This window comes from Streptomyces sp. Y309, assembly GCF_056712025.1.
Genome location: NZ_CM160048.1, coordinates 7011092 through 7033038 on the forward strand (window position 1 = coordinate 7011092; position 21947 = coordinate 7033038).

10 protein-coding genes are annotated in these 21947 nt (G+C 67.0%); 3 read left to right on the forward strand and 7 right to left on the reverse strand.

Annotated elements, in window-relative coordinates; all coding sequences use genetic code 11:
• Window positions 1-136: 136 nt before the first annotated feature.
• The gene (locus AC0KTA_RS29035; RefSeq protein ID WP_481051169.1) at window positions 137-1945 is read left to right on the forward strand and encodes a GmrSD restriction endonuclease domain-containing protein; all 1809 of its coding nucleotides are present in this window, start codon (window positions 137-139) and stop codon (window positions 1943-1945) included.
• 7 nt (window positions 1946-1952) lie between these two features.
• Complete coding sequence (locus AC0KTA_RS29040; protein WP_481051170.1) at window positions 1953-2984, forward strand: CBS domain-containing protein; 1032 nt, start codon at window positions 1953-1955, stop codon at window positions 2982-2984.
• Window positions 2985-3018: 34 nt separating this feature from the next.
• On the opposite strand, the gene pglZ is transcribed toward AC0KTA_RS29040, so the two are convergent.
• The 5 genes from pglZ to AC0KTA_RS29065 all read right to left on the reverse strand — a co-directional run bounded on the left by pglZ (window position 3019) and on the right by AC0KTA_RS29065 (window position 12744).
• On the reverse strand, window positions 3019-5889 hold the full coding sequence (gene pglZ, locus AC0KTA_RS29045) for a BREX-2 system phosphatase PglZ (RefSeq protein ID WP_481051171.1): 2871 nt from the start codon (window positions 5887-5889) through the stop codon (window positions 3019-3021).
• A 37-nt stretch (window positions 5890-5926) separates the two neighbouring features.
• Window positions 5927-9841, reverse strand: a complete 3915-nt coding sequence (gene pglY / locus AC0KTA_RS29050) for a BREX-2 system ATPase PglY (RefSeq protein WP_481051172.1) — start codon at window positions 9839-9841, stop codon at window positions 5927-5929.
• A gap of 239 nt (window positions 9842-10080) precedes the next feature.
• Complete coding sequence (locus AC0KTA_RS29055) at window positions 10081-11526, reverse strand: ATP-binding protein (protein ID WP_481051173.1); 1446 nt, start codon at window positions 11524-11526, stop codon at window positions 10081-10083.
• A 145-nt stretch (window positions 11527-11671) separates the two neighbouring features.
• Window positions 11672-11875, reverse strand: a complete 204-nt coding sequence (locus AC0KTA_RS29060) for a DUF397 domain-containing protein (protein WP_481051174.1) — start codon at window positions 11873-11875, stop codon at window positions 11672-11674.
• On the reverse strand, window positions 11872-12744 hold the full coding sequence (locus AC0KTA_RS29065; protein WP_481051175.1) for a helix-turn-helix domain-containing protein: 873 nt from the start codon (window positions 12742-12744) through the stop codon (window positions 11872-11874). Before AC0KTA_RS29065 ends, AC0KTA_RS29060 begins: the two co-directional genes overlap by 4 nt.
• 192 nt (window positions 12745-12936) lie before the next feature.
• On the opposite strand from AC0KTA_RS29065, the gene AC0KTA_RS29070 reads away from it, so the two are divergent.
• Window positions 12937-13449 (forward strand): ATP-binding protein, encoded by a 513-nt coding sequence (locus AC0KTA_RS29070; RefSeq protein WP_481051176.1) that lies wholly within the window; start codon window positions 12937-12939, stop codon window positions 13447-13449.
• Here AC0KTA_RS29070 and pglX read toward each other — a convergent pair whose 3' ends face one another.
• Entirely contained in the window at window positions 13450-17058 is a 3609-nt protein-coding gene (pglX, locus tag AC0KTA_RS29075) for a BREX-2 system adenine-specific DNA-methyltransferase PglX (protein ID WP_481051177.1), read from the reverse strand.
• A gap of 73 nt (window positions 17059-17131) precedes the next feature.
• Window positions 17132-21802 carry a BREX system serine/threonine kinase PglW gene (gene pglW, locus AC0KTA_RS29080; RefSeq protein ID WP_481051178.1) on the reverse strand — a complete coding sequence of 1557 codons (4671 nt, stop codon included), beginning with the start codon at window positions 21800-21802 and terminating at the stop codon, window positions 17132-17134.
• Window positions 21803-21947: the final 145 nt, after the last annotated feature.

The following is a 21947-nucleotide window of genomic DNA, read 5'->3' on the forward strand; positions in this document are numbered from 1 at the left end:
CAGGGCGTTACACGCCGCTCCGTGGCTGGATCTCTTCGGTGTGTGAGGAGAAGCAGGTGAACTGCTTGACGCCCATCTGATCAGCTTGGTGCAATTGCCCATTACACATTCAGGCCCAGGTGGGGGATCACGCAGCGTGGCGCTCGACAGTCCAAGGCTCAAAGACGTCCTCAAGGATGTCGCGTCCGGGATCCTGCAGCTCCCGGACTTCCAGCGCGAGTGGAAGTGGGACGACGAGCGCATCAGGGCGCTCATCGCAACCGTGACGCTCGACTATCCGCTCGGCGTGGTGATGGCGCTCGAGACCGGAGGAACGTCCCCCTTCAAGGCCAGGGCGCTGAAGGGCGCTGAGGATGCGGAGGACAGGGTCCCCGACCTGCTGCTTCTGGACGGGCAGCAGCGACTGACCTCGCTCTTCCAGGCACTCCACAGGGAACGGCCCGTCGAAACGGTCGATGCCCGTGGCAAGGACCTGAAGCGTTGGTACTACGTCGACATCGCCAAGGCAGTCGGGTCGCCCTCGGACCGCGACGAAGCGATCGTTTCTGTGCCCGAGGACAGAATTCTCAAGTCGAATTTCGCGCGCAAGGTTGTTCTCGACCTGAGCACGATCGAGCGGGAGTGTGCGGCGGGATACTTTCCCCTGCACCTTGTCTTCGACACCCAGCGGGTGAATGCCTGGCAACGGGCATTTGTGAAGGTCGACGACGCACATTGGGATCTCTGGTCGCAGTTCGAAGAGCATGTCCTGAACCATGTGCAGGCGTTCCAAGTACCGATGATCAAGCTCGCTGCTGCCACCCCCATAGACGCCGTGTGTGCGGTCTTCGAGCGGGTGAACACGGGCGGCGTTCCCCTGAATGTCTTCGAGCTGCTCACTGCTACGTACGCGGGAAATCGCGACCATGTAGAGGAGCGCGGGGGGTACTACCGACTCCCCGAGGAGTGGGAGAGGATCAAGAAGGAGCTGACCTCGACATACCCGGTGTTCGGGCGTTTGGAAGCTGGTGTCGAGGACGGACTGAGCAGCAGTGACTTCCTGCAGGCTGTTGCCCTGGTTCGCACGTGGGAGCTCAAGCAGCAAGGGCCCGGGACGGCGGTTTCGTGCAAGCGGCGCGACCTGCTCGGACTGCCGCTCGCCGACTTCCGGCGTCTGGCACCCCGTGTGGCCGATGCTTTTGGATGGGTGGGAGCCTTTCTGGAACAGCAGTGCATCGTCCGTAGCTCTGACCTCCCGTATCGCACGCAGCTCGTCCCACTCGCTGCTGTCAGGGCCATCCTCGGAGACCGCACCGACGCACCGGGGGGTGATGAGCGGATCAGCCAGTGGTACTGGTGCGGTGTGCTCGGCGAGATGTACGGCGGGTCGACGGAGAGCCGGTTCACCCGTGACGTGGAGCAGTTGATCGGCTGGATCCGCGGCGAGGAAGGGGGAGTGCCAGACACCGTGGGCGAAGCCGCGTTCCTCTCCGACCGGCTTGACTCCCTCACCACGCGCAACAGCGCAGCGTACAAGGGGATCTACGCGCTTCTGGTCAAGCAGGGGGCGGTGGACTGGTACTTCACCGACGCGCCGCTCAAACCGGCTCGGCTGGTGGAGCACAGCGTCGACGTACGGCAGATCTTCCCCAAGGGGTGGATCTCCAGGAACTACCCCCAGTACGCCCCGCAGTCGAACTCGATCGTCAACAAGACCCCGCTGTCTCTCCGGGCGAGCCGGAGCATGACCGGGTCTCCGGCTTCCTACCTCAAGTCGCTCACGCTCGAGTCGGGCATGCGCCCCGAGTGGTTCGACGACGTCATCGCCACCCACCTCATGGATCCGATCGCGCTGCACGAGGGCGACTTCGACGCCTTTTACGCCAATCGTGCCAAGCAGCTCCTGGAGCTGGTGAGGTCGGCCATGGGCAAGCGAACCGTCTTCCGCGACACCTCGGGCTGGTGAGCAGTTCGTGTCAGAGACGCCGTCCGAGCAGCAGCTGCTCGCCCTCAAGGACTCCAGAATCCCGGTGCGTGAGCTTCTCGGGCTCTTTGGCACCCGAGTGCGCAACGACCAGGCGGTGCTGACGATTTCGCAGAGGCTTGAAGACGTCGGCCTCTCCACCCTCCCGTATTTCGCCACGTGCAACAGCGGGACCGAGGTTCATGTCGTTGCCCTGGAAGCTGCTTCCGGCCCGGGGACTGTCGGCGAAGGGGACGAGGACGAGGGGCTGTCACCTGGAGCGCTGCCGCAGCACTCCTTCAAGATCGGCGACTTGCCGGCCGCCCGCAGTGGTCTTGAGTCGGTCAGCTCCAGTGCTCAGGTGACCGGGGCGACCTACCTCATGCGCACCAAGGACTACTCCCAACTCCCCGTCATCGACGGCCGATCCACCTTGCGGGGTGTCGTCACCTGGAGTTCGGTGGCCAAGATGTACGAGACCGGCGTGGCGTCGATCCTGGCGAACGCCATGGTCCACGACCCGCCGGTCGCCGAGGTGCACCAGGACTTCTTCTCCCTGCTGCCTAGGGTCAGCGAGCACGGCTATCTGCTTGTCCGGGGCAACAATGGCCAGTTCACCGGGATCGTGACGACTGCGGATATTACGCAGCGCTTCGAGGCGACAGCGTGGCCCTTCTTCGTCGTGGGTGAGATCGAGTTCCTGTTGCGCAAGTGCCTCGGTGCGGCGCTCGATCCAGATGCCATCCGCTGCGTTCAGCCGAACAGGCCGGAGCGGCGGACCGGTCAGATCGCTGACCTGATGTTCGGCGACTACGTCAAACTGCTCAAGGGCGACCAGGACAGCCAGACGTTGTGCGCCAGAGCAGACCAGAATTGGCTTGCACTCGGCTGGGTCGGTGTGGACCGTGTCCAGTTCGTTCACCAGCTCGACCGGGTGCGGAAGATCCGTAACAAGATCGCGCACTTTGATCCAGACCCGCTGTCGAAGCAACTGACGGACGAGCTACGGCAGTTCGCGAGGCTGCTCAGACAGCTCGCCTGACTGTTTGGGGCGGCTACGGCTCAGGCTGTAGCCGTTACTCCAGCTCGAACTGGTCCCGCAGCAAATCCCGGTTCAGCCGCAGGGTGCGGCCGTCGGGCAACACTTCCAGGACCTGCTCGCCGTCGTAGTTGAGCAGTTGTCGCAGTACGGCCGCGAAGCCGTCGGGGCGCCGGGTGGGAGGCAGGCCGATGCGCTGTCCCAGCGCTGTCACGGGCAGCGTGCCTCCTGCTTCCAGGAGGGCGCGTAGGGCCTTCTCCACTTGGAGGGGTGTGAGCTTGCGGGCGGACACCATCAGGTCCAACTGTGCCAGGAAGATCTCGGACGAGAGCAGCCCGCCGATCAAGGAGCCGACAGGGTCGACGGAGGGGACCAGTTCAGCGGAGAGTAGAGCACCGTCGTCCTTCTCGGACGGGGCCAGCCTCAGTTCGAAGAGCGAGTCGTGGCTCCGGGCGAGTTCGGCTTGCTTCGGGGTCTGCTTGGCGGGCTTCTTCGCTGCCGGAGCGGCGGCCGTACGCTGCTGCTTCGGTTCCTCGGGTGCCTGTGGGGCCAGCGCCCACCAATCCGGTTGGGGACTGCCCAGCTCCCGCCAGCCCGCCGGTGGCTTCGCCCCGAACGGGAGGAAGGCAAGCACAGGGATGGCGAACTCGGCCAGGGACGCGCCGCCGTGATAGCCCGCCTTTTGCGACGTGTAGCGCGAATCGGTGTCCCACAGTGCGACGATCTCGCCCCCAGGAGCGGGCGCGACGACACGCTGGCCGGAGAGGGCGATCTCCGTTTCGGACAGCGGGCCTCCAGGGCCGCGATGCCGGGCCGACTGCGCATTATCGGCCGTCACCCTCACGCCGTGCCGGTCGATGACATGACCGTGGTCGCTGGTGAGGATCACAGCGCGGCCCTGTGTGGCGGCAAGCCTCAGCAGAGCCTGCAATTGCCCTATTTCATCGAGCCGCCAGGCGCCGTCACCGAGCTTCTGTTCCGTGGCAAGACGGTCATCGATGGTGTTGAGGACGACTGCGACATGCTTGCGGTCGTCGGCGAATGCGTCGTGCAGCTTGGGGCCGAAGGTGGCACCGCTGCTCTCAGCGCGCAGGTCGTCCTTGTGGAACACCGCCACATCGTGACCGTCCCAGAAGCGATGACCGGGGAACAGCCGTCTCTCGTCGGCCTGTGTGCCCTGCATCAGCCGGCCGGCGAACAGCGAGGTCCGGGAGACCGCCGTGACGGTAGGCAGTGCGGCAGCCATCGCACGGCGCTGCGGGGCGTCCTTCGCTTTGGGGAGCGGGTCGAACTCGAGCCAGTGCTTGCGCAGCTCCTCTCCCAGCTCGGCAGCGATCGCTGCGCTCATGCCATCCAGGACGAGCAGCAGTACGCGGCGTTCGTCGGCCTTCACGACTGGGGCGACGATCTCCCGCAGGAAGGTCTCCACCGTCAGCATCACGCCTGGGGCGTTCCCGCCCGCGGTCCAGGTGGCGAGCTGCTGGGCAAAGGCGCAGTCGATCTCGCGACGACGTGCGCGCACAGAGGCGCACAGGGAGTCGTACGCGGACTTGAGTGTGAGGTCAGGATCCCCGCCCGCCTCGATGTGCTCCAACGCCAGATCGACCCAGCCGGTTTCGGAGATGTGGCGGGAGATTCCGGCGCCCACATTCTCACTCTCGGCCGACGGGCCGGTCGCCAGCCACTGGGAGAGCCGCTGGGCCATGCGGGCCCGGTCAATGCGGACGGGGGCGTCCTTGTCCCGGGCGATCCGGTGCTTGCTCAGTACCTTCACTGCCGCTGCGATACGCGCAGGGTCACCCCCTTGGAGCGCTCGCCCAACCGCAGTGAACCGTTCCTCAAGCCCCGCTGCGAGTACGGGACTTGTGCGGATGGCTTGCGAGGCGCCGAACTGCTGCGCCAGCGTTGCCGCACGGTCCAGGACGATACCCGTCAGACGGCGCGCCGCCCCAGCGCTCTCGTCGAATTCGGAACGGGCGCTTACCAGCAGCCCGGAGACGAACTCCTCACAGGACCGCCCGAAAGCTGCCGCGATCTTGTCCAACGCTTCACCGAGTCCCGGCGGCTCCTCACCGAACCAGCGCTCGGCCCGTCCACGCGCGCGATAGACCTCGGCATCGGCTTCCGCGTCGGCGTGACCCCACAGGACCGCGCAGACGAGGCCGAACGGGACGGCGTCCGGCCCGTGCTCGGCCTCGACCAGAGCGAGCAGGGCCCGCCCGGTCGCCCCGCCCTGTTCCTCCTCGGCGAGGAACCGTGCGAGCCCGGCCCGCTCGGGTGCGCGCAGCGCGAGATAACGGTCGGGACCGCCGGACGTCAGCGACCACTGCAGCAGCGTGGGTACGTCGAGCACGTCGCCGGATGCGCCGGTTGAGGAATCGCGCGGAACGCGGTCGACGTCGTACCGCCCGATGCCCAGGCGTCGCATCGCCAGCGCTGTGAGTGCCTCGCGCCGCGACAGCATGCCGCCGCCCGTCCGCGGCCACCGTCCTGGTGGCGTGGCGTCCAGGAGTGCCTCGGCGGCCCAGTTCTCGCTGAACAGCCGGGGGTCGGTACCGCTCGCACCGAAGGCCTCGCGTACGACGTCCCAGGAATTGACGGCGTTCACGCGCTGCCGGTGCACCTTGCCCAGCAGGTCCGGCCCGAGCTCGGACTCCTCGCGGTCAGTGAGAACGACGAGCACCTCGGGGCCGACTGCGTCACGCGCGAGATGGGCCAGCACCAGTTCGTATGCGGCGAGCGGTGAGGGCGCGGTCTCGATCCGCGCCTTGCGCTGCTCGCCCCAGGACAGCTCGTCCGGACCGTCCCACGAGGGCGCGGCGCGCAGCAGAACAGCTCTGCGCTTGTTCGACACGAGGCCGGACTGCGACGCCAGGTACTGGGTGATCGTGGCGGCGTTGAGACGCACCGCGCTCGTCGTGGTCGCCGTACTCACTTCACATGCCTCATTCCACGACCCGCCAGCTGATCTCGATCGTCGCGTTGGGCTCCGTGGCCGTCAACTCGGCAAGTTCGGAGCGCAGTTCGGCCAAAACCTTGGCTGCCGTGGTCCGGCCGCCGCCCGAGCGGCGCGGCGAACGGCCGCGGACCGGATGGACCGAGGGCACGGGCGGCTGGCTGGTGTCGGTGCTGAGGCTCACCGCGTCGGGAGTGGTGAGGGGGGCGGTCGACGGCTCGGCGAGGGGAGCGGGCTTGGCGGGAGTGGCTGCCGCCTGGCTGCGCTCGATGACAGCGACGATGGAGCGCCGGGCGTCCCGCAGAGCGTCCTTGAGGTCCAGCGTGCGCTGATCGACGCGTGCCGCTCCCCGCAGCTCCTCCAGTACGACCTCACCGCTGGGGCCGTAGCTGGGAGCGAGCTTCAGCATGTCCCATGCGGCAGTGGCCAGTGCCTTGGCGACGTCTTCTGCCTGCTTGATCGAGGCTCCGTACCGGCTGGCGGACACCTCACCGAGATCGAACGAGGCGAAGGCGGTGATGATCTGCTTGGCCGCCGCCGAACCACCCCCGGCCCTCTGCTCAAGTCCGAGCAGCTCGTCGAGCAGATCACGGGCACGCCGGGCGAGCGCGAGCCTGCCGGACTCGTCGGACCCATCCAGGCCGAGCAGCCCGGAGTGCTTCTCCAACTGCTTGACCAGGTCGATCGCATGTGGCTGGAACACTCGGGCCTTGCCTGTGATCTGCCGCGCGAACTGGCTCACGAGCCGGCCGCGGCGGAGCTTCGGCGGCGGATCACCGAAGATGTCCCAGTACCGTCGCCCGGCCTCTTCCCAGACCGACTCCTCCGGCAGTGGCTGCGAGCGCAATGCGTACTGGGGCTTGACGCCCGACGGCTCGGGCGCGGGCTCGAGCGGCGCCCCGCCCTGCACCCACACCCGGTCGTCCATCTCCGCGTACGAGGCGATGACGAGGTTGGCCAGGAATGGCTCGAGCCCCATCCGCTCGGGCCGGTCGAGCCACTCGGTCAGTTTCACCACACTCAGGTCGCCGGGGCCACCCTCCTCGCGGGCCTGCAGTGCGAAGTGGTCCACCCAGCGTGTGGACGGGCGGAAGTACGCCTCCTTCTGCTGCCCGAGCCCGAGTGGTGCCGCGATGCGGCGCATAGCGCCCCGCTCCTTGCCGTCCACTTCGGTCTGCCGGTCGCCCGCCTCCACCGCCGCCTTGATGTTCTTGAACACCACCCGGACATCGCTGGGCTTCACAGCGGTGTGAGTGCCATCGGGGTCGAAATCAGGGTGAGCGGGGAACTGGTGGGCCAGCAGCTTGCCCGCCACGTGCCGCGCCGCGTCGCGCAGCGACTGGCCGATGGAGACGCGGAGTTCGGGCACATCGGGCAGCGACTCGAAGTGGTCGCTGAAGGCGATGTCGACGTCTCCGGGCTTCTTGTCCGCGCAGCCGTACGCCTGCTTGAAGGCTGCCTTCACCGTCTTGGTGAGTGAGTCCCGCTGCCCTTCGAGGAGCGCCTTGGCGCGTGCCCGGTTGTCCGCGTTGAGGTGTTGGGCGTACACGGTGTCGAAGCGGCGCTGGTCGGCGAGTGCGTAGTCGATGACGACCAGGCGCTGGAAGTCCTGGAATCGCGCAGCGGACAGGTGGGTGGGGATCCACGCCACGGTCTGGGGCTTGGGGCCGGGCATTTCCCGCAGGGTGCGCATGCGGTTGGCGTCGTCGCGGGGCCCGTACTCGCCCTCGTCGTAGGGCAGATCGATGATCAGCCGCCACAGGTCGTCCTGGCTGGGCTGGAACTCGTGATCGGGCATCTCTTCGCGGTCGGCGACATTGCCGAAGACGATTTCCGCCATCCGGTTCGACCCGCGCCAGACGAGCTTCAACTCGTCGGCGACAAGGCGCTCTTGAAGCTCGAGCCCCAATTCCTCGGCCAGCAGCCGCTTGGCGAGAGCGCGACGGTTGGAGCGATTGTTGTTCACGTCCGCGTTGGCGAGGACCGAGTCGACGTCCACACCGGCCAGTTCGAGCCGCACACCCGGCCGAGTGTCCGTGCCGGTCGCCTTGATCTCGGCGAACCGCGCGGCCCATTCGTCGACTTTCGCCTTGATGACGCCGACCTCGGCACCGGGAATCGGCGTGGTGACGGAGCCGTGGTTGAGCGCGCCGAGGCGGTGAATCGTCAGATCCCGCAAGGCGGGCACGCTGGGCGCGAGCGCGGACAGGAGCAGGGTGCACATCAGCCGGTCGTCGCCGATGAACCCCTTGCAGCGATCGGCGAGCCGCTGATCGGCAACGGTTTCACGGCGGTGCCGATAGCGCTCGACATCCTCCTCAGTGATCTCGTACGTCGCCAGGAGGTGCGGCCGGAGCTTGGTCCGGTACAGCTTGTCCGCAGCCTGGAACTCCACTTTCAGCGCGTCCACGAACGGCTTGTCACCGCCGTCCGCGATCACCGGGTAGAGATCGCCGAGCGGGATCAGCTGGTCCAGCGTCGCGTCGTCCCGGTGGTCGGCGAGGAGCTGCCCCATCAGCTTCAGGCCAGTACGCGAGCGCTGCAGCGCGGACGAGATATGGACGAGCGTGTCCATGAAGGCGGGCGAGAACGGATACGTCAGCCGGAAGGATGCCTCGTCCGCACCGGTCGTGCCCTCGTCCGACCCCAGGAGCACGTCCCAGACCTTCGGTCCGACGCGCTTGATCTTGGCGAATGCGGCTTCCAGCTGGGTGGCGGCCTCATCGTTCTTCGGCTTGAGCAGCCGGGTGTGAGCGATCTGGGGGAGGTTCCTGTCCTCCAGTGTGATCTTGTCGAAGCGGCCCGAGGCCAGGTTCAGACTGGCCTGGATGGCCGCCTCAGCGGCACCGGACGTCTCCTCACCCACCAACTCGCGCAGGTCGCGCTGGCGGGCGATGAACGACACGATCGGGACGGCCCGCCGTGAGTCGGCGCCTTCCACAAAGTTGGTGATCTTGTCGGATTCACGGGAGATGAATTTCGGGTCGTGAATGCGGTTGGCGAGCCACAGGATCAGCTCGTCCATGAAGAGAATCAGCCCGTGATAGCCGAGTGACTTGGCATGCTCGGCGATCACGGCGAGGCCGGCGTCGAGCGAGATGAAGCCGTGTTCGTCCTCGGCGGCGTGTTTGGCGAAGCCGGGGAACCAGGTGGCACTGGCGTCATGCACCAGCTTGGCGCGCAGCTCCGCTGGAGTGCTCGGATTGACCAGGTTCAGGTTGGTCTCTTCGCCGTCCAGTTCTTCGGCGGTCAGGGCAGTGTTGAGGAGCGCGGGCGACCAGGAGAAGGCGTCGCCCCACTCGTCATCGGCATCGTCGCCGGACGCGTCGTCCGCCCCGGCGAGCCCCTCGATGAACTGTTTGTCGCCCATCCGCTGTCGCAGCGAGCGGACGTCCTCGAACAGCGAGTCGGTCCGATACACCTGGGGCGTCGCGGCCTCCGGATGCAGAGCCTTTACGTGACTGACGTACCCCCCGAGAACCCGCTGCTCCAGGGACTTCGCACCGAGCATGTGGTACGGCACGAGCAGGAACCGCTTGCGCTCACTATCCAGCCACTCGTGCTTGGCCAGGATCGGATCGAAGTCGGTACGCGCGCGTGCGGCTTGATCACCTCGGAGCAGGGCGTGCAGCACGGCCATGAAGTGCGACTTACCGGAACCGAAGGAGCCGTGGAGATAGGCCGCTTTCGACGTATGCCCGTCGAGCGCGGCCTTGATCAGTCCGAGCGCCTCGTCGAAGTTCTCCAGGAGACGCTCGGTGACGACGTAGTGGTCGAGAGCCTGCGCCGCGCCTTCTTCGGAAACCGCCTCGGCGAGCTTCAGGACGAAGTCGGACGTCGAGATGGACGTCTTGATGTCGAAGACATCGCGAAGGAGGGGTGCCGTGGCGGCGGTGGGGGCCATCTCTGTCTCGCTTCTCCTACTGTTTGCGTACTGCGTCTGGCTACGTCCGGCGTCCTCGGGGCGGCGCGTGCCTGGTGTGTGCGGCTGAGGAGTATTCTCCCGCCGCTTTGTTCTTACTGACTGCCCTTTCGGCTGCAGTCCGTGTTCTTACCGACTGCCCTTTCGGCTGCAGTCCGTCGTCGATCGTAACGGGTGCATACGACAGTAAGGAGGTGTCGGGGGTGGGCACTCAGCTGGTCTTACGTAGGGGAGCCCCATGCGGACATCAACTGCTCGGGACCGTACGTGGCCGCGAGCCCGTCGACGCTGAATCCGGACCGGGACACCGCGACGAGTGGCACGTCCTCATCCGCTCCTGGCACGGACTGGGCATCCCTGGCCAGCGCGGCCAGCGCGCGGCTGTCGAAGGAGCCGTGCTCGTGCCACTTGACCGAGCCGACGAAGGAGATCGCGCGCGCGGGCGACCGGTCGGCGCCCACGAGATCGACTTCGGGATTGTTGGTACGAGGCCACCAACCGCCCACTTCGCGCACCTGCGGCCAGGTGTCGTCCGGGAGGAGCCGGGCGAGCGCCTCCCGAACCACGGGCTCGATCGCCCGCCCCCGCCACGAGGTCCAGCCTCGCTCGACGGCATCGGCGACGACCCGGCCGCGCCCGCGCTCGATCTCGGCGATGCCCTGTTCCAGGAAAGCCAGCCAGAAGCGGAGGTAGGGATCGGCGACGCGGTAGCGACGGTCCCGGTCGCCCGGCCGGACGGAGAGGGGCGTGTCGATGGCGACGAGCCGCTTGTCCGCGAGGGTCCGCAGGGCGGGATTGAGGGAGCCGGGCGGAAGCGGCCGATCGGCTGCGCCGGCCTTCGCGGCGATCGTCCCGAAGGTCCGCTCACCGCTTCCGATCACGGACAGGACGTGCCGGGCCTGCAGGGCAGTGGGGAATTCGGCGGCCAGCATGCGCTCGCCGGAGACGAGCAGCGGCGAGGTCGGATCATCGAGGGCCCGGGCAAGGAAGTCGGCGCGGGTCTCGCCATCGCGCCACTCCTGGCAGATGAGCGGCAGACCGCCGGTGATCAGGTGGGCGTCGAAGGCGTCGGCGGCCGGGAGCCCGGTCATCTCCATGACCTCGTGCGGGGACAGCGCTGACAGGACCATCTCGACCCCGCGCTGATGGAAGGGGCGGCCGTAAGCGGAGAGCTGTTCCATCATGGCGAGATCGCTGCCGATGAGGATGAGCAGCACCGGCTTGCGGCTGAGCACCCGGTCCCAGACCGTCTGGAGGGTCCCTTCCAGGACGGAGTCCCCTTCGAGCATCCAGGGCAGCTCATCGAGTACGACGATGCTGGGACTGTCGTCCGGCAGCACGGCGGCGAGCTGGCGCAGGGCGGTGTCCCAGTCGGCGACGGTCGTGACGCCGGAGAGGAGGGCTGTGTCCGGGAAGGGCGCGTGCCGTACTTCCGAGAGGAACCGGGCCCGCTCCCGGAGGGCGTCCTCGCCGCGTGTTGCCTGGTGGACGACGTACGGCACCTGGGCGCGCTCGCAGAAGAGATCGACGAGGCGTGACTTCCCGACCCGGCGTCGGCCGCGGAGGAGCAGGGCCCGGCCGCGCTGGTCGCCTCGGCCCTCTCGGACCCAGGCCAGGTGGCGCTCCAGGGTGGCCAGCTCTGCTGTGCGGCCTACGAAGCCTGCCATGGGTCACCTCGGGACGTATTGGTGCTCTAGCTCGCGTTCAACATACTCAAGTGAGCCATAGTATGGCGAATGCGAGTGTTGGTGCGGTCGCTCTGGGCGACCGGGGTGGGGTGTCCCCTGGAGGCACTGGAGGGATCCGTGCCGCTCAGCGGACGTGGGTGACGAACGCTTGCCAGGCTGGAGGGGAGAAGGTGATCACCGGGCCGGTGGGGTGCTTGCTGTCGCGGACAGAGATGGTTCGGGGGATGTTGTGGGCGACTTCGACACAGTTCCCTTGTCCACCGCTATAGCTGCTCGCGTGCCACACTGCTCTCGCGTGGGAGGTCCGAATGTGGTGTTCCTGGCTCATGGTCTGAACTCCTTGGCGATGCGGCGGATCAACGCGAGTGATTCCGTCGGTGGCAGTGCGGCGGTGCGCGCGTCGTCGAAGAGGGCGCGATAGTAGGCGACTTCGGGTTCCCGCTCCATCCAGATGTTTCCGGTTGGGGTCTCCGTCAGCGCAAGGTCCAGCGACGTCACCTGCGGAAAGCTCAGCAGGAGGTATGGCCCGAACATACCCGAGTGCGCACCGCGCGAGAACGGCAGGACTTGGACGGTGATGTTGGGGCGTTCGGCCATGGCTGCCATGTGTTCCAGTTGCGCGTGCATCACTGCCGAACCGCCGACATGCTGCCGCAGCACCCCCTCGGCGAGCACTGCCCAGAGTTCCATTGGCGCTTCGCTTGTGAGTCGCTGTTGCCTGGCGAGCCGTACCTGGACGAACTGATCGATCTCCTCGGCTGTTTGCCAAGAACGTGAAGCGACCGTGACTGCTCGGCTGTACTCGGCGGTCTGGAGGAGGCCCGGTACGAGCTGCATCTCGTACGTGCGCACGCTGTCGCAGATAGCCTCCAGCTCGATCTGGTCGCGGTAAGAATCGCCGAGAACTGAGCTGTACTGGTGCCACCAGCCGTCGCGGCGGCGCCGGTTGGCCCTGCGAGCCAGGGCGCTGAGGCGTTCCCGCGTTTCTGGGTCTTCGATCTCGTAAGCGTGCATGAGCGCGTTCAAGTCCGGTGTACGGACAGGCACATGTCCGTTCTCCAGGCGGCTGATCTTGCCCTTGGTGCAGTCGAGCAATTCAGCGGCTTCGGCCATGGATACGCGCGCGGCCTCGCGGAGCTGACGCAGCTCATCGCCGAGTTGGCGGCCGAGCACGGTGGACGGTTTGACAGTAGGCATGCGCAACTCCCTACCAGAGGCCGAGTGTGTGCAGAACTGCCAGCTACTCGAAGGAGTGAATCAGGATCCATCGACTCATGCAACATTGCGCCAATACATATGCTGCGGTGTGTTGCAGAGGCGGAGTGAGACTCCTAACGCCCGCCGCACCACGGGGACGTGATGACTGGATGCCGAGCGCGAGGAGACGTCATGGCAAAGCGCTTAGACCCACGAGAAGTCGCCTTCCGGCTGCCCCGTTGCCGCCTCAGCGTTCCCAGAGCGCGGGCGCTGGTGCACGCCGTACTGGGGGAGTGGGACGTCAGCCAAGATGCCCTGGACTCGGCGGAGTTGCTGCTCTCAGAGTTGGTGACCAATGCGCTGCGTGTCCGCGTGCCGAGTGACCGGCAGGTCAGTGTGCGGATCGTGCGATCGCTGGGGGATGGCCTTCTGCGGCTCGAGGTGAGTGATGCCGGAGGCGGCAGGCCCGAGGTGAGGGAGCCTGATGAGGATGAGACGCGTGGGCGCGGGCTGATGCTCGTTGAGGCGCTTGCCTACCGCTGGGGAGTTGAGGAGCGTGTCGGCGGGATCGGCAAGACGGTGTGGGCGGAGCTGAAGGCGCCGGACCTGCCGGTCGAGCCGGACGGGAAGGAGGACGTGTCGTTGGCGGTGCGGGATGCGGGCGCGCCCTCCGTGCGGGAGGGCGAGGAGGACGCGCCCGGGTGATCAGCCCTCGGAGGCGGGGCGGCGACCGCGACGGGCGGCCGACGCGGGGCGCCACTCCCGCAAGTCGTCGTCGGTCAGGCCATGCTCGCCCTGCTTGGCGGAGCGGTAACCCGCGAAGAAGGACGCGGGAGAGCCGCCGTACATCGAGTCGAACTCGTTGTGCCACTGGTTGAGCCAGGGCTGGAGTTCGAGGAGGCCGGCGAGGAGCGGGGTGAGTTCCTCGGAGGAGAGCTCGTCGTGGTTGGTGAAGTACGTGCTGAGGGCCTGGGCCTGCTCGCGGTGGTCCCAGCCTGCCCAGCCGAAGAGGTCCGGGGTGCCGGAGATCGGGCCGGTGGCGTAGGAGATGAAGCGCTCCTTCGGGACGTCGAGCTTTCCTCGGGCACGCCAGTAGGAGGGCTTGAGGAAGTCGGCGGAGGTGTACTTCGGAGGGACCGGGATCGTGTCCCGGATCTTGCGCTTGGCGGGCTCGTCCGGAGCGGCGTCCTCTTGGCGCTGGAGGTCCCAGACGTGCTCCCAGTCGGCGCGCTTTTTCAGGGCGGCGGGCTTGTAGCGGAGGGCAGCAAGGAAGGGGACGTGTTCGTTGGCGAGGAGGTCGGCGATGACGGTCGCCAGCTCCTTGCGGGGGGCGTACAGCGCGGCTACGGAGACGAAGTCCTCGTCGAGAGAGAGGGCGGAGGTGAGCTGGGCGCGGGTGAGGATGGTGGGCTGGCCGTCCTGGTACCAGAGGTCGCGGGACTCGATGCGGTCGAGGAGCCAGGAGCGGAGGGCCTTCTCTTGGAGGGCGTCCCAGCCTTCGGTTGCCCACCGGCGCTTGTACTCGGGGCGTTCGACCATGCCGATGGCGCGGGAGGACTCGATGGCGTCGATGCGCTTCTGGACGGTGGCCTTGTAGGCGTCGGACCAGTGATCGGGGAGTGTGGTGATGGGGGTGGACCCGTGCCGCTTGAACCACTCGTCGGAGGCCTCGCCCTTCTCCACGCGCCGGGCGAGCACGATCTCGAAGGCCCGCTCACCGAGGGCGAGTTCGGGAACCTCGGATTCGGGGGCGCGGAGGTCTTCGGCGTGGAGGTTGTAGAGGGAGTAGACCTGCCAGTCGAGTTCCTCTTGGAGGGCGATCATTCGGGCGCGGGTGGAGTGCCACTTGGTGCGGGCTTCGCGGAGGGGAAGAGCGGTGAGGGGCTGAGAATCTAGGGCGCCTGATGGGCCTGTGAGGTTGAGTTGCTGAGCGAGGGTATCGAGCGAGGTGGCAAGGGCAGCCGGGAATTCGGAAGGCAGGGGGAAATCTTGAAGCTTCGTTCCTGTGAACTCATAGAAGCGTTCCCAGTCGTCACTAGTGAAGCCTCCTCCTTCGCCGCGAATTCCCTTGTCGTGACTGACCATCTTGAGCCAGAAGCATGCCGCGGAGCTGTTTAGTAGCCCAAGCAGTCGAAGGTGCTCTTCCTCGCTCGCGCCTTCTCGCAACTTGATGACTGGAGCTGAACGACTAGATACCTTCCCACCTCTGCCGAGCGCAAAATGATTGTGAGATGCGACAAATGCAAATGAGATGGAGAGTGGAACTTGATAGCGCTGTTTGAAGAACATGGAATATTCAAACCATTTCAGTCCATGCTCCAGCTGGGTTCTTCCGAAGGCGGTGCGGTCCCGTAGTAGTACGCGATAAGGCCACAGGAACTTCTCGGTATCGGAGGATGCTTTTGCGCTCAAGGTGATGGGGTCGTACGGCCATAGTGATGTGACAGGATTCAATAGGCCAAAGTCTCGTACCTCAGTACCCTCAATCAGTGGACGCTGCTGATTCTCGGGGATTCGGTGGCGGTTCAATGCTCCGCCACCGATCATATATGCGCCGTCCTCGCGGGTTACAGCGCCAGCGCCGATGTCAGCAACCGCTGCTGATAGCTTCATCTGGGCTTGGCTACCGAGGAGTTCGACCATTTCGAGGCCGCCATCGGTGAGGATCCATGGTCGCTTACTGAAGTACTTCTCTCGTTCCAGATCGTCTACCGATACCCATTGACCTGCGGATCCAGGTGAATCGATCTGGGCCTCAATTGCGTTCCATACCAATCCATCCTCCGCCTTGTCGGGTGCAGAAGGCTCACCCTGGATGCTGCGAACCGTGCGGATGGTCTGTGAGCGACTGCGGCCGGCGCGACGCTTTCCTACGAGAATTACAGTCGGCGTTCCGTGTCCAGGAATATACGCGCCCGAAGTGTCAATGACTTCAGTTAGTTCAACCTTGTGTGCGAAGTACTCCTCAATCAGTTTGGTTCCGAACTCTCGCTTCATGAAGGAGTTTGCGGTGATCTGGCCAACCATGCCGTAACCATGTCCGTCTGGTGACCCCACCTTCGCTAGCTGGAAGAACCGCTCAGCGAATGGGACGGATAGGGCGTATGCTCCGGAGCAGGATGCGTACAAACCGCGATACAGTGCGTTGAGTCTTGGATCCTTTACCGTAATGTATGGCGGATTTCCCACCACCACGTCATACCGCCCCTGCTCCAAAATCCCCGGATGCTCGTGCACGTCCTCCGTCGCATACGAGAATTCCGCCAGCGGATCCCCCGACTCCTCGTCCCCCAAGGCCAGCTCAAGCTGCCGAGCCTTGATCAACGAGTCGCCCACCGCCAGGTGGATGGGCCAGTCGTACCTCGCCGCCCCCGCCAGCGTCCGCACCCCGGACGCAGCCATCGCCGCCACCAGCAACCGAAACCGAGCAATAGCCACAGCAAACGGATTGACGTCCACCCCATGGACGGAGTCCAACGCCGCCCGCACCCGCTCATGCACATCCCGCCCCGGCTGCCGCTCAGCCCAAAGCCGAACCATCCGCCGGAACGCGCCGAGCACAAAGTGCCCCGACCCACACGTAGGGTCGATCATCTTCAGCTCACCGAAGCGTCCGCCCAGCTCCCGGACCACCGGATCCATCGTCCGGTCGAGGATGAACCCCTCCACGAACTCCGGGGTTTGGAGCAGTGCGTACGTCTTACGCGCCGCCTCCGACAGGTCCTGGTACAGGTCACCCAGGAACCGCGTGTCCCACCCCTCCGTGCCGTCCGCGTTCAGAGGGTCCGTGAAGTCGTGGACCAGGACCTCGCCCGCCTCGTCCCGCTCCCGCCAGAACTCCACCAACGCCCGCGCACCGTCATGCGAAACCGGAATCTGATACAGCGGGTTGTGCCGCTCATCGAACAGCAGCTTCCCGGCCTGCCCCGCGCCCAGCTCCTTGAATGACTTCTCCAGCCAGCCCCGATACGTCGGGTCCTCGTCCTCGTCCACGTACTGCGCGTACCGAGCCTCAGCCAAGTCCCGGCGCTCCGGCTCCGCCCCCGTCAGGTACGGCTCCGGAATCAGGCGGTTGTCCTCGCAGAAACGCACGAAGACCGTGCCGAGGACCCACGCCACAGCGACCTGCGTGACCCGCTCGCCCAGCCACGCGCTCCACGTCGCCCCAGTACGCCCGAGCTTGAACGCCTGGTCGTACTCCGCCCGCAGCCGCTCCCGGACCTCGGGCACCGCCTTGACCTGCTTGCCGAGGTCCGCCTCGACCGCCTTGACCTGCTTGATCAGGTCAGCCAACAACCGCTTGCGGTCGATCACTTCGTCACGTCTCCCGTCGTACCCGTCACAGTCATAGCCATAGTCACGGCCTCGGTCGCAGCCGTGGTTGCGCTTACTCGCCGGCGCCGGCGCCAGGCTCGTCGTCGCCCGCTCCCAAAGTCCCCGCCAAACCCACCCGATGCGCGTTGTGCACCCACGCCTCCGCCAGCACGATCCACTCGCCGAGCCCCGCCTGGTACGGCACCGCCGTCCTCCCAAGGCGCGGCGGCCGCGTCGGATCGCTCTGCGGGCACAGCAGCCAAAGGCCGCGTCCACCGCTCCGTGCCTGCTCGGCAAGGCGCTCCAGGACGCCCATCGCGTCGTACCGAGCGAAGACTCCCGCGTCCGTAAGGAGCAGGGGGGTGCGCGTGCCGCCACCCGGCACCGCCAACCGCTCGCTCACCTGAGGCTCTACCGCCCCCCACGCCGTCCGCGCGTACTCCGCGAACTTCATCGCCGCCTTGGAGCCCGGCTCCGCCACGTCGGCGCGCAGGATTGTCTCCCACGTCGGCTTCGGCCGGGCGTCGACCAGGTCGTGCAGCGCCCGCAGGAACAGGTCCGTCACCGACAGTGTGCCTGCCTCGAAGCGCTCGGTCGCCAACTCTCGTGCGGCCCGCGGCGCCAGCTCCGTGCGGACCGTCAGGACGCGGAATCCGTCCCGGCGGGCCGAGCCGAGGAGCCGGTCCTCGGATGCCGCGGCTTCCGCGAGCTCCTGGTTGTCGGAGTAGCGATGCGCGGTCGGCGGCAGCATGCCCGTCGGCTGGCGCCCCGCTCCCGAGGACAGGTACGTGGAATCGAAGCCCGTCCGGCGCGGCAGATAGCGCAGCGTCCGTGTGCTGTCCCGTGTCTTCAGCTCCAGGTCGAAACCCGCCTCCTGCAGGGCCCGCGTCAGCGGTCCGCCCGTTGGCAGGGAGTGGCCGCCGCGTTTGTCGAGCAGTTCCGGGAATCGTGCTCGTACGCGCTCGTGTACTTCCGCGCTCGTCAGACCCGGTTGGCGCGCTTCCGGCATGCCGGGGATGAGGCGCACGAGGCCGGCCTGGGTCAGGCGGAGCGCCCGTACCAGTGGCAAGTTGCGGGGATAGATCTCGAGGCGGGGTGTTGCCGCGGCATTGCGGGACGCCGCCGCCGCGACCTCCACCATCCGGCGGTCGTCCCACTCCACGGTCCCGCTCGGCGGGGCGATCGCGCCCAGCTCGACTAGGACCGTCGCCGCGGTCGGCAGCGTGTCCAGTTTCGCCAAGCGGTCGGCCACCTTGCCCAGGCGCTGTGCGTAGTTGAGCAGGCCCGGCGCCGATGCCGTGTCGGGAGCGTCGTCCTCGCCGACCTCCAGGGCAAGCAGGCCTGCCCCCATGCCTTCGTCCGCGGCATCACGGTTCGCCGCGTGCTGGAACTCGGCCTCGTCCGGGTTGAGTTGCTCGACCTCCACCACGGCCCGAACCGCTGCCAGCGCCAGCGCCCGCCGCTGCTCGCGCTCCTGCAGACCCGTGCCGCGCCGCACGGCCAGCGCGTCGGCGACCTCGGCCGCCGAGGCCACACGGCCCAAGCCGCCGAGCACGTCCAGGACTTCGGCGCGCAGGGCCCGTACAGCGGTGTGCTTCTTCCATCTGGCGCGCTGGGTCTTCAGCATCTGCGGGATTCTGCCCGCCGACAGGCCCAGCGCGTCCGCCACGTCCTTCTGCTTCGGCCAGACGCCGATGTCGGGCAGCACGCCCCGCTCGTCGGGGAGGCGTAGCAGCAGCCGCACCATCTCGCACTCGTTGTGGTTCGAGCCGTCCTTCTTCAACTCCGGTACGAACAACGTCGCGAGCGTGTCCAGGCTGACTGTTCGCAGCGCCCGCTCAGGAAGCGCCCCCGTGTCGCCGTCGGCGCCCATGGCGACCGCGATTGCGGCTTCGGTGGCGGACAGTTCCTCCTTCGCGGCCCTGCGGCCTTGCGGAGTCAGGGGTGCGGCGGGCTGCTCGGCGAGGCGCTGCCGCCACTCCTTGATGCGGCCCAGGACCTCCTTGCGGGTCTTCGCGCCGAGACCGGGGGCGTTCACGAGCTGGCGCTGGCTGTAGTCGAGGAGCTGGCCGACCTTGTTCACATGCAGCCCGTACACGAACGACTCGGCTGCCGGGCTCAGGCCTGCTGCCGAGATGTGCGTATCGCGGTCGGCCTGCGCTGCCAGCCGGTCACGCTGCTGTTCGGCGCTCTCCTCCTCGGCCTCGGCGATCGGGGCGTCCTGAGCCTTTGACGCGTCGGTCTCCGCGGCGACCGCCCCATGCCGGGGACGCCGCGACGACGGCTTCGCCTCGTCCATCGCCAGGAAGATCTTCTTCCAGGCGTCCCGCATCGGCTTGAGATCGCTGAAGCGCTGCGTCGCGTCGCGGTGCAGGGCCTGCTGGAAGAACGCGACGAGGCCCTTCTGAATCGCCGGGTCGAAGGCATCGGCCGCGATTTTCGGGTAGGGCTCCTTCTCCGGGTCTGTCTGGCGCGGCGAGACCTTGCCGTCGCCCCACACCGGCAGCTCACGCGAAGCCATTTCGTACAGGGTGACCGCAAGGGCGTACCGCTCGGCGTGCGCGTCGTACACCGAACGGTCGGTGAGTCCGCCGATGAACGGGTCCAGATAGCCGTCCGTGCCCGCCCCGGTCTCCTTCACCGGGTAACCCGCCAGCGAGAAGTCGATCAGGACCAGCTCGCGGGTGCGGTTCGGGCGGATGCGGATCGCGATGTTGTCCGGCTTGATGTCGCGGTGCCAGACGCCCTCGCCCTCGAGGAAGTCCACCGCGCCGAACAAGTAGTCGCCGTACGCTTCGAGCTGGTCCACCGACAGACGGCCGAACTCCCGGAGCTGGCGGGCGACCGTCTCCTCGCGGCGCCGGTGCCTGGATGCCCCGGGGACTGAAGGCTCGGCATCCGCTTCCCGCTCGTCACCCACGTACTCAAGGGCGAGGACAGCACGACCGCCGATGCGCAGAGGCTCCGGCTCGACGAGGCGGATGATGCGCGAGTCCGGACGCAGCCGCCCCATCACCTCGGCCTCGTGCTGGAGAACCTCGCCCCGGCTGTCCGACAACGCGACCTTCAGGACGGCGAGCGACTTCGCGAAGCGGACCTCTGGTCCGGCACTGAGGTCCCGTACCAGGAATGCTCGGCTCGTCGAACCCGTGCCGAGGCGGCGCCGCACCTCCCAGCGCCCCGCGAGGACGTCGCCGGCCACTGCTTCCAGCGGATCTTTTTCCGGCGCGTCAGCCGGGCGGGCGGGCTCGGCGGGAGCGGCGGGCTCGGTCAGGGTTTCCTCGACGACCTCCAGCATCTCCAGGAAGTCGTCCACCGACGACAGACGGTCGTCGACGCTGTAGGCGGTGGAGGCCTGCACCAGCTCGTCGATGTACTCGGACAAGCCGTCCACCACGGCGCTGGGACGCAGACCCTCGCCTGCCTCGAAGCGGGCCAGTAGCTCGGCCTGGCTCGCGGCCGGGGCCTTGCCGGTGGCCAGGAGGTAGGTGAGGACGCCGAGGCCGTACACATCCAGCGCGACCGGGTCGGCCTTCAGCGCGGTCAGCTCCGGAGCCAAATACGGGTCCGACGCCTCCGCGAGATGTACCCCCGCGCGCGAGAATGTTGTCGGCGCGAACCGCTCGCCGCTTCGCTCCGGCCCGCGTTGCACAGCGACCTGCCAGTCGGAGATCTGCAGATGCGGGCTGAGCCAGCCGGCCTCCTCGCCGTCCGTCCCTGGGGCCCGGCCCCGGGCACGCGGCATGACGTGGATCGCGTGGGCTGCGAGCGTGCGGTGATAAATACGCCTGCCATGTGCCGACCGCACGGTCTCGGCGAGCTGGCGCACCAGCGCTATGCGACTGAGGACGTCCAGCTTCTCGCCGTACTGGGCCAGATACTCGTCGAGGCGCAGCGTGCGCGGATCGAAGTCGAAGATCAGCGCCGGGCCCGCCGAGTGTCCGGACGGGTCGTACTGCTTCAGCTGTACGACACCGGGGTGCCTGAAGCGCCGCAGAACCGCGGCTTCGCGGCGCGCGGCCCGCTCCACCGAGGCCCGCAGACCCGGGTCCGAGCCGCGCTCACGCAGATAGACCCGGATCCGGGCAGCCTCCGGCAGCTCACTGTGCCGGGCCAGGTAGTCCGCCCAGGTCGGGCCCGAGTCGAAGGACTTTCGGTTCAGGAGATACGGGCCGACCTTGTACTCCGCGTCGCTGCGCGCGATGCCGACGTCCCCCAGAGCCTTCTTGATCTTGCGGGAGCGGGAGGCGTCGATCCGGCGGTGCTCGTCAAGCGGCGGTGTGTGAAGCAGCTCGATCAGCTGCCTGACGGTGTGGACGCCGTGCTGGTCGTGGGCGGGCAGCCGGTTCTTCAGCGAGGAGTCGGTGAAGCAGACCGCCTCCGACACCCACACCCGTTCGCCGTTCTGCTGCAGCAGCCCGGCCAGCTCCTTGGCCTTCTTGTTCGCCAGATGCAACGGGTTGCCGTGGGAGATCTGCCGTCCGCTGGGCTGGGTCTGCAGCCAGGTGCCGTTGCGCGACTCGATCGAGCCGTGCCAGTCCTTGAGCTCGATCAGGTACACCCCACCCGGGGCAACCACCAGCAGGTCCACTTCCCGGACATGCCCGGTGTTCGCCGTGAACGTGAAATTCGACCAGGCGTGCCACGGGTCATGATCGGGAAGCTCCCTGCGGATCGCTTCCAGGCCCCGGCGCTCATGCTGGAACTCGGATTCGGTGACCGTCTCCCACCGGCCGTCCCGCATGTGCCGTCCCCGCTTCGCATTGATATCGGTCTGTGCTGGTTTGTGCCTGCTCAGGCTGCAGAAATCCCAGCTCAGATCGTAACGGGTGCGGATGGCGTGGGAGGCGTCGGCGAGACAGCCGGATTGACGGGGTAGGGGGCCGGTG

Bases quoted from the DNA above. Each gene is read 5' to 3' on its own strand.
- AC0KTA_RS29070 (WP_481051176.1), top strand. From the start codon at position 12,937: ATGGCAAAGCGCTTAGACCCACGAGAAGTCGCCTTCCGGCTGCCCCGT.
- pglY (WP_481051172.1), bottom strand. From the start codon at position 9,841: ATGGCCCCCACCGCCGCCACGGCACCCCTCCTTCGCGATGTCTTCGAC.
- AC0KTA_RS29065 (WP_481051175.1), bottom strand. From the start codon at position 12,744: ATGCCTACTGTCAAACCGTCCACCGTGCTCGGCCGCCAACTCGGCGAT.
- AC0KTA_RS29060 (WP_481051174.1), bottom strand. From the start codon at position 11,875: ATGAGCCAGGAACACCACATTCGGACCTCCCACGCGAGAGCAGTGTGG.
- AC0KTA_RS29055 (WP_481051173.1), bottom strand. From the start codon at position 11,526: ATGGCAGGCTTCGTAGGCCGCACAGCAGAGCTGGCCACCCTGGAGCGC.
- pglW (WP_481051178.1), bottom strand. From the start codon at position 21,802: ATGCGGGACGGCCGGTGGGAGACGGTCACCGAATCCGAGTTCCAGCAT.